Source organism: Verrucomicrobiales bacterium (genome assembly GCA_016793885.1).
Lineage (GTDB): Bacteria > Verrucomicrobiota > Verrucomicrobiia > Limisphaerales > UBA11320 > UBA11320.
Genome location: JAEUHE010000092.1, coordinates 44,457 through 58,343, shown reverse-complemented (window position 1 = coordinate 58,343; position 13,887 = coordinate 44,457). Strand labels below are relative to the sequence as shown.

Sequence of the window (13,887 nt, the reverse complement as noted above, 5' to 3'; positions counted from 1 at the left end):
GGTTCCTTGAGTCGGGTGATGCAAATCTCCGAAGCCGGTGGCATCGCTGCGCGATGCTCCGTACTTTTAACAGTTCCGGGGGTGCGAGCACCCCCGGCTAGATCTCTTTGAACCCGGCGGGTTCGGGCCCTGCCGGCAAAGCGTGAAACGCTGGCATCGCCCAGCTTGTCTAGTGGGCATTTTTGGAGGTAAAGATGAGAGCCCTCTACAGCTTACCCCCCCGACGGAGTCGGGGAGACTTTGACTCAGATCAAGGACCCTTGCAGTGGCAGTTGCCCTATGGCTTCGGGTGGAGCTGGATGATAACGGGATTAAGCAAGCAGCATTATGATGCCTCCTTTGAGTCAGTTTAAGCGGTTGGATGTCCGTCCTCTTCTTGCCCGCGGCGAGGAGCCCCTTGGGCTTATCCGGGAGCGAGTGGCGGCGTTACCTGCGGGGCATGGTTTGATCGTGGTTGCCCCCTTCCTGCCCAGTCCGCTCATTGAGCTGATGAAATCCCAGGGGTTTCAGTCCCGGCTCGAACGCGGCACGGGGACTGATTGGATCGTTTACTTCTGGGCTGAAGTGGCTTAACTGCATCTATGGCTCAATCCCCGATCCCTTTACGAGAGATCGCGATCACCAACGCCCTGCGATCCTGCCAGCTCTTTGCCGGCTTGCCCGTGATGGACTTGCAGACCATTGCCTCCATGGTGGTGCTCAAGAAGTTGGTTAAGGGGGATTATCTGTTCCATGAAGGGGAGATTTCTCATGGCTTCTATATTGTTCAGACCGGGGCGGTCAATGTTCACCGGGTGAACGCAGCCGGGAAGGAGCAAGTGATTCATGTGTTTCGAGCCGGAGAGTCCTTTGCGGAGGCCACCCTTGCTACGGATAAGGGATACCCGGCGGATGCGCGGGCCGTCGAAAACTCCGAAGTTCTGTTGGTTCAGAAGCCTGCCTTCCTTGGGCTGTTGCGTCGGCAACCGGAACTGGCGTTGCGCATGCTGGGGGCGATGAGCGCGCACCTCAGGGTTCTGGTGTCGCAGTTGGAGGATCTGACCTTGAAGGACGTTGAGACCCGGTTGGCAAACTGGTTGCTCAAGCGATGTCCGCGACCCCTCTCAACCCATCCGCTCACCATCGAACTGAAAACCACCAAGCGTGTTCTCGCTGCTGAGTTGGGGACGGTCAGTGAAACCTTTTCTCGAACATTGGCCAAGTTTCGGGATCAGAACCTGATTCAGGTCAAGGGGCGATCCATCACGTTGTTGGATCCAGCCGCTCTTCAAAGCTTGCTGCGCCAGCATTTAGGTGAGCTGGAAGTCCAAACTCACTTGCCAGCCGCCGTCCAAAGGGGATAATCGGCACACTTACTACTCATGAACTCATCACTCACACGTCGACATTTTCTCCGTCAAAGCGCGCTTGCCGCGGCCGGGCTCAGTTACGTCAGCCTCGCGGGCGCGGCCTCGGTGCGCCGTCCTTCGCCGAATGAACGTTTGAACATCGCGATGATCGGCACCGCGAATCAGGCGGGGTGGAATCTGAATCAGATCGCCAAAGAGAACATCGTCGCGCTGGTGGATGTGGATGACAAGTTGCTCGCGGCCGCCTCCCAGAAATTTCCCAGCGCGAAGACGTTCACCGATTTCCGCCGGGCGTTGGATCTCAAGGAAGTGGACGCCGTGCTGGTGGCCACACCTGACCACACCCACGCGGTGGCGACGGCGATGACGATTCGCAGCGGACGCCATGTCTATTGCGAGAAGCCGCTGACTCGCACGATCTCCGAGTGTCGCGCGGTGCGCGACCTGGCCCGTCGTCAGGGTGTGGTAACCCAGATGGGGACCCAGATTCACGCCGGATCCAACTACCGTCGGGTGGTGGAACTCGTGCAGAGCGGTGCGATCGGGGCCGTTCGGGAGGTTCATGTGTGGGTGGGGGGAGGATTCGGAAATAAGGAACGTCCGAAGGTCAACCCGCCGGTGCCGGCGCATATTCACTATGAGGAGTGGCTGGGGCCGGTCGCCTATCGGCCGCCTTACAATCCGGAGTATATCCCGTTCCATTGGCGTCACTGGTGGTCGTTTGGAGGTGGCACGCTGGCGGATTTGGGCTGCCACCACATTGATTTGGCGCACTGGTCGTTGGAGTTGCGTACGCCCGAAACCGTTGAGGTGATCGACGGGCCGAAGCCGCATCCGGAGAGCGCCCCGCATTATCTCATCGTTCGGTATCAGTATCCCGCCCGTGGCACCCAGCCTCCGGTAACGCTCACCTGGTATCACGGCGACAAGCGTCCCCCGCAGTTTGCGGAAGGCAAGCTGCCCAAGTGGGGCAATGGCTGCCTGTTTGTAGGCGAGAATGGGCGCATGTTGTTGGCGGATTATGACAAGAACCTCCTGCTGCCACAGGCTGATTTTAAGGATTTCCAACGTCCGCAACCGTCGATTCCGAATTCGGTGGGACACCATCAGGAGTGGATCAACGCGTGCAAGAACGGCGGCACTACCACTTGTAGTTTCGACTACAGCGGGGCGTTGACCGAAGCGGTGCTGCTGGGAAATGTTGCGTTCCGAACGGGCAAGAAGCTGGTATGGGATTCCAAACGGCTGAAGGCGAAGGGATGTCCCGAGGCGGAGGAGTTCATCCAACACCAGTATAGGAAAGGCTGGAAACTCTAAAGTGGAGCGACGTTGCCAACCCATCAGCTGGGGCGGGAGTCTGAGCCCGTTGCTCATTCTCCTGCTGTGCGGCTACTGTTCGATGGGCTTGCAGGGCCGGACCGTCTTGGAGTCGTTCGAGACCGATCCGATAACCCGGGGGTGGGTTCGAGTGGGCGATCTCAGTCTTTTCGAATGGGAGTCTGAGACTGGATCGCTGCTCGCAACGTGGGACTCATCGCGGTCCAACAGTTACTTTGCCCTGCCACTGGGCGGGACTTTGACGCGGCAGGACGATTTTCGCGTCAGCCTGGATTTGACGCCCTTAAGCATCGTGGCGGGGAGTGATCCCGAGATGCCAGGGCCTTTTGAGATGGCGTTCGGTTTTTTGAACCTGGCCGAAGCTTCTTCGGAAGGCTTTATTCGCGGGAATGGGACGGATTCACCCAATCTCGTGGAGTGGGATTATTTTCCCGACACCGGCTTCGGGGCTACTATTGCTTCGGCCTTGGTGGCTACCAATGGCCACTTCGAGTCGGCCTTTACGATCGATCTCGAATTGCAACCCCAAGCGCTCTACCGCATCGATCTGATCTACACGGCGGCCTTGCAGTCGGTGCGGATCCTGATGACGCGCGATGGGGTTTCGGTTGGGCCGATTAAGGAGTTGCTGATGAGCCCTCAGTTTGGAGATTTTCGTGTCGACGCCTTTGCGTTGAGCAGCTACAGCGGGGTTGGACAGGACCCCAACTACCCGGGATCCATTTATGCGCAGGCGCGCGTGGACAACATCGTCATCGAGCTCCCCGATCCGTTTCTGTTTGCTATCCAGGGCGAGGTGAAAGATGGACTTTGGACGGTCAGCTTTCCAGGTCGCGCGCACTGGGCCTTTCAGCTGGAGCGCAGCGCTGATTTAATCCGGTGGCAACCGATCGGCTCGCTGGTGGATGGTAGCGATGAACTTCAAAGCCTGTCCGACCCTCGCCCTGATGCCGTCGGCGGATTCTATCGCGTGCTCGGGGTCCCTCTCCCGGCCTCAGTTTCTCCACCTTGAGGCATCAACCCCAGTTCTGCAGCTCATCCTGAGATTTGATGAACGTGGTAGCCGCCTCGGTGCGGGTATGGACGCCGAGTTTACTGAAAATGCGGTCCAGGTAGTTTCGGACCGTTTTAGGCGAAAGCCCGAGCGCGGCGGCCGCCTCTTTGTCCGTTTTGCCTCGCGCTACTTCAGCTAGCAGACGGCGCTCCTGAGCTGACAATTGATCGAGAGCAGAACCCCGACCATCCCTAGCTTTCGCATCTCTTTCTGCGAGTCTGCGCGTCACCTCCGGATCAAACACTGCCTCTCCCCGGTGTGCCTCCTGGATGGCGCTCACCAGCCGCTTAGAGTCGTTTTCTTTGAGTAAATACCCATCGGCTCCCGCTTCGAGGGCGGAGAGGATGAGATGCTCATTGAGGTAGGAGGTCAGCATGATCACGCGGGTGGTGGGAGAGACCGTCTTGATCTGTCGACACAGCGTGGTGCCGCTGTCCTTGCCCAGCCGAATATCCAGCAGGACCACATCGGGCCGGCATTGCGCGATCGCTGCGATCGCGTCGCTCGCCGTCCCAGCTTCCCCAATAATGCGGATGTCAGCCGAGAGTTCCTCTACGGTGTGGAGGCCCGTTCGAAGGAGCGGGTGATCGTCTACCACGAAAACGCGGATGAACGGCGATCTAGTCATGAGGTCGTGTCTGCGGCTGAATGGCATTGGCAGTGTTGATTAACCGGCTTGGGTAGGAAGAAGCGGCAGAGTCACGGCGATGCGCGTTCCTTGGCCGAGTTGAGAGGTGATCACCAGGGTGCCGTGCATTTCGAGAACCCGTTTGCGCATCGTGCGCAATCCGATGCCGACTGTTTGGAAGTCCTCCGGGTTGAACCCAACCCCGTCGTCCTCGATCCACAGCTGGATGGCCTGCGGGGTCCCATCCAAGCGAACCTGGATGTTCTCGGCTTGGGAATGGCGTAGCGCGTTGGCCAGGGCGGTTCGGCAGATTTGCGTGAGCGTCACTGCCTGTGCGGTAGTGACCCGCTTCGAAATCTCTGATCGGCTGTTAAAACTCAGGGTGGCGCCGGTGGTTGGTTTAAGCCACTGAACCATAGAGCTGAGGACGTGGTCGACTTGCAGCGGCGCGGCGGGAGACTCGGCTGGTGCGGGCTCGTGGATAAAGCGTCGAAGATCAGCGATGACCTCATCCAATCGCTCCCGAGTCGCGGCGAGGGTTGTTGCGGCCGGAGGCATCGTGGTGCCGACGTCTTCGGCAGTGCGACTCAATCCCAGCTGGATGGCGTAGAGGGACTGTATCGCGCCATCGTGCAGGTCGTGCCCTAGCCGCTCTCGATCCCTTTCCACCGCGGCGATGGTGTCGCGCGCCTCAGTGATTTCCTGCGTCATGCGCTGTTGGCGAAGGTTGCCACGGATCGACAAGCCGATCAGTGCCGAGGTGATGAAGCTAATGCTACATCCTGCCAGCAAAGCCATGGCAGCCAGGCTTCGGGGGGATTCCGCCTCGAACAGCGGGGTGCTCGCCGTTTCCAGACACCATCGACGCGTATACCACGGGATGACCTTAAGTTGTCGGTGCCGGGGATTGTGCGGAGGATTTGAGGCGGGGTTCAAAAGACTTTCCGGTTCGGGGGTCTTGCTCGCATAGAGACGGACGTGAATCCGATTCGAAACGCTGTGTAGATTGTAAGACTTATCGATCATCCGATCAGTGGAGATAAAAACCGCCAGCAAGCCGGTGGCCGCCGATCTGTACAGACTCCTGGTTCGGTTCAGTTCGGCGGCTGGGTCGGTGTACCTCAACCGGCTCGGTCGAGCGAGGTCTTGATGAGATTTATAAGTCGGTATGACAAACCAGAAGCCGTTTTCGAAAGTTCCATTGGTGCGAGCCAGCTGAACCGGTTTCGAACTGACCCACCCCGCGGGCTGGCCGAGAGCAGACTCTAGGGAAGGGTGCCAGTTTGTGGTGTATGCCATGTCGGTACCCAGTGGGACTTTTACGACTCCGGCTCGAGTGTACTGGAATTCCACTGGCAACGCTAGTTTTCGATTCGGACGCCGTTCTGGATCGAATTCGTAGGCACCCTTTTTCAACGTCCGTGCACGCTCGGCATGCGTCTTAAAGTTCGCCGGCTTGATCCTGGGGCAAAACACGGCTTGCAGAATCGAGGGCAGGTTGTAGTTAAAGTCGGTGATCCTATCGCTGCGAAACGACCAGACTTCCAGGGGAAGCTCCTCGAAGAGCGCGCAATGGTCGGCCAATCGAGCAAGCCGTTCCTCATAGCGTTCCATGGTGGTCTCCAGGAGCTGCAGCGTGACATGGGATTCCAGTTTGAATCTCTCCTCGTCCAGTTTCTCTGCCTTCTGCCGTAGCTGCCATGCTAAGAGCGTGGAAACCACCAAACCTCCCAAGAGAACAAGGGCTGCCTTGGCATAAAGGCGCAGCGAGTTGGTTATTCGGGAGCCCATGACGCGAGATCTATGCCCCATTCTCGCGAGAGCGTCGATCGCAAATGCTTAGGGGTATATGCCTCTATTGTTCAGCGAGTATGATCCTGATATCAACTCATGGTGTCGGTGAGGCAGATTCGTGAATTTATCTCAGACTAAGTCTGCTCTGACCACGTTCCGTCGCGCCGTGCCAGATTGCATTCGGGAGCGTGGCGGACAATGAGGTTTCAGGATTTCGGTATGCAGGATTCGTCTGTCGTCGACTCCTCATGCCGGTTGGTGGGGTGGAGACTTTGCAGCCGCGTGGGAACACGGGCACGGCTGGTTGATAGTATGGTGTGGCGTCTTGTCATGAAGTGTAAATTCAAACCAGGAAGCTGGGCTCATGCGCGCGTGCGAGGAACTGGCTTCTTCCTCAATCCGCCTGGCCGCGCGAGTTTCATCTGTGGTCAAGATGCTGCATCCCTCCTGCGGATCCCGGTTTGGTTCTGCTTCACATGGCTATGCCTAGGGCAGCTTGGCTTACATTCCGCCGTTCCCGACAAGAGCGGAGTTAAGCCCAATGTCATCTCACTCCCCAGCGGTGCTGGGTCGATCGAAGGCTTGGGTGAGTCCTTTGAACCGCAGCTCAACACTGGCAGTGCGACGTATGGGGTGAGTATTGCTCTTCCGCCCGGGCGTGCTGGGCTGCAGCCCTCCATCCGTTTAAACTACGATTCCAATGCGGGCAATGGGTTGGCCGGCTTGGGATGGGGACTCGAGTTTGGTTGCATCAAGCGGCAGACGGACAAAGGTTTTCCCGACTACTCCGACGCGGACACGTTCCTATATCAGGGAGAAGAATTGGTTCCGTTGAACAATGCCGGAAGGGACTGGCGCTGCGAGAACGAGAGAGGCTTTCAGAGATTCCGGCAGATCGATTCCGATCAGGACGGGAATGCGGATGCCTGGGAAATGACGGAGCGAAATGGCATTCGACATACCTTTGGACGCTATCGCGGCCAGGCGTCGCGCTGGAGCTTGGTTGAAAATCCGGAAAAGGCTGCCTTGTCCGCTTTCGATCGCACTTATTGCTGGATGCTCGATACCACGGCTGATCTGCATGGCAATATGATCGAGTATGAGTATCTCCCCGGCGTGGGTGTGCTGTATCCCTCACGAGTGGTGTACAACCGTTTAACGGAGGTAGGGCATGAAGTCTTGTTTTTCTACGAAGATCGAGTTGATGGTTTTGACGATTACCGTCCGGCGTTTTCCGCTCGACTCGAGAAGCGATTGCGTCGGATAGAGGTGCGTACCCTAGGGCAACTCGTCCGTGCCTATACCTTTGCGTATGCGTATGCTGAAGGCGATCTCACCCAGGAGCAGTCTAACGCGCAGGCCGATATGCTGGATCTGGGCGTCAGTCTGTTGAAGCGCGTGACTCAGTTGGACCGGTCAGGAGGTGACTCCAACATGCTGCCACCGCTGCTGTTTTCGTATTCGGGACTGAGTCTGCAGCAGGCCGACCAACGATCGCTGGTGTCGGTGCCTCAGCTGGATCTCGCGGACCCGCGTGGCAGTGTGCAGCTGGCGGACCTTAACGGGGATGGGTTGCCGGATCTCTTCGCCACCCTGCAAACGGGTGCGGGGGTATCGCAATCTGTCGCGCTGAATCTTGGTGAGATGCAAGCGGCGGCCGGGCCGCAACTGCAGTTCGCTCCAGCCCGACAAGTGCTCGGGATCTCACCGGTCGACCTGGCGCAGCCGGAATCCGTAGTCCATGATCCCAAAGGAAAGGGGTTGGTGGATCTTTCTAACCTAGTGCCGGACGGTGCCAACAAACGGCTGGAGACCTTCTTGAATCGAGCTCACCTCGATGGAGTGGATCCGGAGCGGCTGGGCTTCAGTCTGCAGGAGTTAGATTCTACTCCATTCATCGCACCGCCGTCGTACGTCAATTTTAGCGAGGCACGAACTCGGCAGATGGACGCCAACTTCGACAAACGTGGAGACTTCGTGAACCTCGAGCCTGGCTTGGGCGGTATGAGGGTGAACACATTCTATCGCTCTCGAACGGGTGCCTGGCTCGAGGGGCTGTCTACGCTGCCGCCTTCTTATCCTTTGGCCAATACCTTTGATGGGCCGGACGGCAAACCTAATCCCTGTGTTCAGTTGGTTGACATGAACGGAGATCGGCTTCTCGATCTAGTGTGCCTGGCACCCGAGCAGGACGGGGGTAGCGTGAGGATTCGAGTGAGTTACTGGCCGCTCTGCGGATTGGGGCGGTACGCCGATGAGCGATCGATGGCACCGGCTTTAGGTGACAGCTTTCTTGTTCCCAGTGCTGACCTGCGCGATGTTCTTATCGAAGACTTTACCGGGGACGGGCTTGCGGACGTGCTGATACTGGATGGCAGCGGCGCTCAGACCCTACTTCAGCTCCGCGTGAACATCGCCGGACAACAATGGTCGCCCATCTACGAGAGGGCGGGGCTTCCGCCTTATCAACCCAGGGATGTTGATGGGCCGACGGTGCTCCGGACGGCTGATCTCAATGGAAACGGATCCGTCGACCTGCTGTTCGTCAATCCCGGCGCGCCCAACTGGTATTACTTGGACCTCCTTCCGGAAGGGAAGCCCAGCCTCCTGAGGGGGATCGACAACTCCCTGGGGAAGCGGACGACGATCGTTTATGGCTCAGCGGCAGAAGACGCTTTACGCGCTCGTGTCTCTGGACACCCTTGGAGAACAGTGGCGCCGATCGCCCTCCAGGTGGTTCGTCAAATCCGAGTACAATGCGGCCAGGACTTGAATGGGGACGGAGGCGAAGACACCGCTGTGGCAGAGTTCAGCTACCGAGATCCTTACTACGACGGTTACGAGCGTGAGTTCCGGGGATTTTCCTTCGCCCAGCGGGTCGACTATGGGGATGACTTTCTTTTTGAACCAGCCACCGGACTGATGCAGGTCAGCGAGGGATGGAATCGAGGCAAGACTCCGACGGGGCAGGTGAGCGGGCCCTCGCTCGTGACGCGATTTCGATTTCACACGGGAGCGGCTGATCAACGAGACAATGATGACTATGGCGACGAGGTTCCCATCGCGACCTTCACCGACGAGTTCACTGAGGTGGGGGGGCGCGAAGAGGAGGCGCTCAAAGGGATACTGCTGGTCGAGGAGAAGGTGGATCCGGTGGTGTTGCACGGGGGGCCCGACGGAGGATTCGATGCTGGCGGGGAGGCTGCCGTGGTGGCGAGCGATACGGCAGCTCAACGGCAGTTGACTCCTTCTCGGTATGTCTACACCCGCTCCATTTCTGATTGGGTGATACGCCGATTGTATCGTCCAGAGGAGCCCTTGTCCTACTTCGCGGATCAAAACGGGGATGGCCTGCTGGAGGACTATCGCGTCCAACCGGCAACAGCGCGGCCTGCCGGACGATTTGCGGCCGAGGGAATATCGACGATGCCGCAGAACGGAAGGAGCGTCTCATTTGCATACGCGCGGGACCAGTGGGTGGAACGGTATGAAGCCAACGGGCTGCTGTCAGTCGATTTCGGATATCCCGTCCGCGCCGCTCGCATCACGCGAAGGACTTTCGACTATGACAATTACGGAAACGAGCGTCTGATCAAGGATTGGGGACGCCTCGATGAGGAGGTGGATGATGAGCGGGTGACCACGACGACTTATGCGCTGGGTGGAAACGCCCTGACGTTGTGGGTGATCGATCGTCCGGACGCAGTGGAGGTCACGGATGAGGCCGGCGTGTTTGTGAGTCGCCAAATTCACTATTACGATGGCGACCCTGCGGTGGGGTTGCGGGGAATCATCCAGTCCCGAGCGCTGCCGCATCGAACGGTGCAATTCACGACCACTCAGGATTCGATTCAGGCCACGCGCGCACGTTTTGACGCCTGGGGAAACATTGTCGAGTCGTTGGATCCCAACGGCAATGTGCGTCGGGTGGAGTGGGATGCGGTGATGAAGACGTATCCCGTTCGCGAGGAGATTGTGGTGGATCCGGCTCGTCCTCCGCTGGTGGCCAGCGTCACCTACGATCTTGGTTTTGGAGTGGTCACGCTGGCGACCAATTTCAACGGGCACCTGACCCGGTATCATTACGACAGCTTTGGGCGGTTGGTGAAGATTGTGCAGCCGGGGGATACCGATGCCCTGCCGACTTCGGCTTTCGAATATCAACCCGCCGATCCGGTGCGGGGCCGGGCGTATGAGTATGACGCCGTCGGCAACCTCTCGCTGCGTTTGGTACCGCTTGGCTCGATGAGCCGCGTGACGACGCGGCAACGGGAGCGGTCTGGGGAAGTGGGGGAGTTTGTCACCGCCCGGTTCTCCGATGGATGTGGTAAAAAGCTGGCGAGCATCGAGGAGTCGGAGACGGAGGGGCGCTGGATTGTCAAGGAAGCGAGCAGTTACAATCTGCGCTTTGGGGTCAAGGGGCTTTGGCAACCGTTTGAGATCGGGAGTCCCGAGGTTCCGCAATTCACTCAGATCTGGCCATCCGGTCGGCCGCCTCTATCGGATTCGCATCAGCCGGAGATCTTGGCATCGGAGATCCGGAGTGATCCGCTCGGCCGGGAGATCCAGACCGTGCTGGTTCCCGAATCGTGGGGCGGTCCGCGGATGTTTTCGTTGACCCAGCATCTACCGTTCGAGACCTGGTTGTTCGACTCGGAAGATACGCGGATCGGCTCCGTCCATCAGGGCACGCCTTATGCGCAACACCGGGACGGGTTAGGTCGGCTGACTGGCGTCGACGAGCAGGTCCGGTTGACGGATTTGGGTGATCCCGGAACCCTGACCAGCTGGAGGACGCGCTATGACCACGATCTCAACGATCAACTGACCCGTATTGAGGACAGCCAAGGCAACGTCAAGACCATGCAGTATGATGGGTTGAAGCGGTTGATCACTCTCAACGATCCCGATCGTGGTGTGATGTCATTCCGCTACGACGACGCCTCCAATTTGAAGGAGTCGGCCGATGCCAAAGGTCAGATCATCCGGTATACCTATGACGGAGCCAATCGGATTCGCACGGAGGATTATCAGGACGGCAATCCGCGCGGGGTTGATGTGGAGTATATCTATGACGACGTGGTACCCAATCTGGATCTGGGGGATGGCACCCGAGGCCAGGCGGAAAACCCGAAAGGGCAGCTGGCCTCAGTCAAGGATCTATCCGGCGAGACGCATTTTTCCTACGACGCCCGGGGCCGGATGGTCTGGGAGGTGAAGCGGATTCCGGACCTGGTGACCGGAGGGTTGTTCAGCTATCGGACCCACTTCGCTTTTGACAGTATGGATCGGCTGCAGCGCCTGACGTATCCCGACGGAGATGAGATCCAGCACGGCTACAATCCACGCAGTCAGCTCACTCGCGTGCATGCAGCGTTGCTCGGGGATGTGGTGCGCTCCATTCGCTATCGTCCTTCGGGACAGCTGGACGCCGTCATCTATGGAAATCAGGCGCAGACTCACTATGCCTATGATCCTCGGTTGCGCCTCACACGGCTGCAGACGACCAACGCGCAGGGCGCGGCACTGATCGATCTGGAGTATCAGTTTGATGGAGTCTCCAACATCGAGCAGATTGCTGATCGGCGTTCCCTGCAGAACCAGGCGCAAGCCGTGCAGCGGTTCAACACTCAGATCTTCGGCTATGACAATCTCTATCGGCTGACCTCCGCTCGATATCCGGGGTTGACCAGCGGTGCCTCAACCAATCAAGCCGTGTATCGCTACGACCGGATTGGGAACATGGTGTCGCAGACTAGCACCATCCTGGACGTCAGCGACGGACGGCCTTTGGTGGACCTGGGGCGGATGGAATCGGGTGGATCAGCAGGACGGTTCCATCGCCTTGGACGCAAGGCCGACGATCCGCCGGGACCGCATGCGCTCACATTGATTGAGAGCTTGCGTCCCGGAATTGCTCCGCGGGCTTTCCGCTACGATGCCAACGGGAACGTGGTCGAAATGGAGGGGTTAACCAATCGCTGGGATTTTAAAGATCGGCTGATTGAAGTGCGGAGCGCCACCCTGCGAGCGGTGTACACCTACGATTACACGGATCGCCGGATCTCCAAGACGGTGTATCCGAGTGACCCGGCGGGAGTGGTGACTTCGGTGGCCTATGTGAACCGCTATTTTGAGGTTCGGGAAGGGGAATCCCTCGTTAAGTACGTTTGGCAGGGGGACACTCGCGTAGCGCGGGTGACGGCTCAGTTCTCGGGGCAGCAGCGCATTCAACGGGTGCGTCTTACGCCGGGATGGAATCATGTTTTTTTGACGGTGGGCGGTCAGTTCCCCCAGTTGTCGCGAGAACAGAATGCGGATGTGGGGGGGTCGGGCTACGGATCTCAGGTGGTGGGTGACACCGGTTGGGTGGAGATCAAACCGACGACCACGGTTCCCGCTGGAGTCACCGCCTGGATTTATGCGCGCCAGGAAACAGTGGTGCTGCTTCGGGGAGCTTCTGCTATGCTCGATCTGGCTCCGCTGACAGGAGGGAGCCAGTTCCTGGGGAATCCCCTCAACGAGCCGATTCGCCTGAGCGCTGATTCGCAGCCTGGATTGTGGATCGCGAGGTATGAGCCGGGGCATCAACGATGGCGGCATCGGTTTGGGAATCTGGAGTTGCAGGCGCTGGTTGGAAAGTCGGATCCGGAGGTGATCTTGCCCGGTCAGGCTTTCTGGACCCGGGGAGGATCCGGCCGCTTGCTCGCGAGCGACACAGCGGCACTCCAGGTGCGCTACTACCATCAGGACCATCTGGGTAGCTCCGCAGTGATCTCGGATGCTGACGGACAACTCGTCAGTGAGACTTCCTACTATGCGTTCGGTCTGCCGCGCCATGAGTTTAACCCGCGGTCGCTGAAGGATCCTTATCAGTTCACTCAGAAGGAGAGGGATGAGGAGAGTGGGCTGAACTACTTTGAAACCCGCTACCTCAGCGGGGCCGTTGGCAGGTTTTGTCGCGTCGACGTGATTGCGTTTTCGAATCCCGGTCAACGTTTGATGGTGCCGGATCGCCTCAACCCTTATGCCTACTGCGGGAATAACCCACTGATGTTCTGCGACCCGTCGGGAATGAATGAAGCGAAAGCCCCACAGCAGAGAGAGTCCACGCCACCGGTTTCGGACCAGGGATTCGCAGGTTCTGGGACTGTTTCACTTACCTTGCAATGCGGCTATCCCTCGCTCGCTGAGACTCACGCCACGGTGAGTCATAGTTACAGCTCTTTGGACGGACATGAAACCTGCGCCAACGTAGGGGCTTCGGCGCTTGGTGGTAAGTTCAATAAGGAATTTCTTAAAGCCTGTTACAACGAAACCAAAGCAGAAGGGGCTGTCGACCTCCTAAACAGTAGCTTCACTTCACCCAAGGCAGGAAAAGCTGCAGGAGCAGGCGATTTCAAGGTTTCCGGGGATGGAACTACCACAGCTACCGGGAACCTCTCCTACGGCAAGGATTTCAAACTTTTGAACGTTGGTAAATTCCGAGTTCGCGCGGGAGGCGACATCAACTGCCAAATAAAATCGGTAATTGGCCAGTCTACTGAGGTTTCCTGCGTTGGTAGAGTCTCAGGAGTTGCCAAAGCCACCTTCCCAATCGGACCTCCATTGGGAGTCTGTCGCATCATCTTGCAAGGACAGGGTGAGCTTTTGTTTAAAGTCAAAACAACCCTTTCCCAGCCCCCTCCTCCTTCACCTGTGCACTAGTGACGACATGCTTACCT

At 58.3% G+C, this 13,887-nt stretch carries 7 protein-coding genes; 5 read left to right on the top strand and 2 right to left on the bottom strand.

Annotated elements, in window-relative coordinates; all coding sequences use genetic code 11:
• The first annotated feature begins 327 nt into the window (after window positions 1-327).
• Genes JNN07_10790 through JNN07_10775 form a run of 4 tightly spaced genes read left to right on the top strand, consistent with a single transcriptional unit; the run spans window position 328 to window position 3,699 of the window.
• Complete coding sequence (locus JNN07_10790; GenBank protein ID MBL9168217.1) at window positions 328-573, top strand: DUF2249 domain-containing protein; 246 nt, start codon at window positions 328-330, stop codon at window positions 571-573.
• Between the two features lie 8 nt (window positions 574-581).
• Entirely contained in the window at window positions 582-1,343 is a 762-nt protein-coding gene (locus JNN07_10785) for a Crp/Fnr family transcriptional regulator (protein ID MBL9168216.1), read from the top strand.
• An 18-nt stretch (window positions 1,344-1,361) separates the two neighbouring features.
• Entirely contained in the window at window positions 1,362-2,666 is a 1,305-nt protein-coding gene (locus JNN07_10780; GenBank protein ID MBL9168215.1) for a Gfo/Idh/MocA family oxidoreductase, read from the top strand.
• A 1-nt stretch (window position 2,667) separates the two neighbouring features.
• Window positions 2,668-3,699, top strand: coding sequence for a hypothetical protein (locus JNN07_10775; GenBank protein MBL9168214.1), 1,032 nt, complete (start codon window positions 2,668-2,670; stop codon window positions 3,697-3,699).
• Between the two features lie 4 nt (window positions 3,700-3,703).
• Here JNN07_10775 and JNN07_10770 read toward each other — a convergent pair whose 3' ends face one another.
• Both JNN07_10770 and JNN07_10765 read right to left on the bottom strand, forming a co-directional pair.
• Window positions 3,704-4,369, bottom strand: coding sequence for a response regulator transcription factor (locus JNN07_10770; protein MBL9168213.1), 666 nt, complete (start codon window positions 4,367-4,369; stop codon window positions 3,704-3,706).
• Between the two features lie 39 nt (window positions 4,370-4,408).
• A complete protein-coding gene (locus tag JNN07_10765) occupies window positions 4,409-6,160 on the bottom strand; it encodes a CHASE domain-containing protein (GenBank protein ID MBL9168212.1) in 1,752 nt (583 codons plus the stop codon).
• A gap of 333 nt (window positions 6,161-6,493) precedes the next feature.
• Between JNN07_10765 and JNN07_10760 the strand changes: the two genes are divergently transcribed.
• Window positions 6,494-13,870 (top strand): hypothetical protein, encoded by a 7,377-nt coding sequence (locus tag JNN07_10760; protein MBL9168211.1) that lies wholly within the window; start codon window positions 6,494-6,496, stop codon window positions 13,868-13,870.
• Window positions 13,871-13,887 lie beyond the last annotated feature (17 nt).

Excerpts from the sequence above, each read along its gene's own strand:
- JNN07_10785 (MBL9168216.1), top strand. The coding sequence starts at position 582 with ATGGCTCAATCCCCGATCCCTTTACGAGAGATCGCGATCACCAACGCC.
- JNN07_10790 (MBL9168217.1), top strand. The coding sequence starts at position 328 with ATGATGCCTCCTTTGAGTCAGTTTAAGCGGTTGGATGTCCGTCCTCTT.
- JNN07_10760 (MBL9168211.1), top strand. The coding sequence starts at position 6,494 with ATGAAGTGTAAATTCAAACCAGGAAGCTGGGCTCATGCGCGCGTGCGA.
- JNN07_10765 (MBL9168212.1), bottom strand. The coding sequence starts at position 6,160 with ATGGGCTCCCGAATAACCAACTCGCTGCGCCTTTATGCCAAGGCAGCC.
- JNN07_10770 (MBL9168213.1), bottom strand. The coding sequence starts at position 4,369 with ATGACTAGATCGCCGTTCATCCGCGTTTTCGTGGTAGACGATCACCCG.
- JNN07_10780 (MBL9168215.1), top strand. The coding sequence starts at position 1,362 with ATGAACTCATCACTCACACGTCGACATTTTCTCCGTCAAAGCGCGCTT.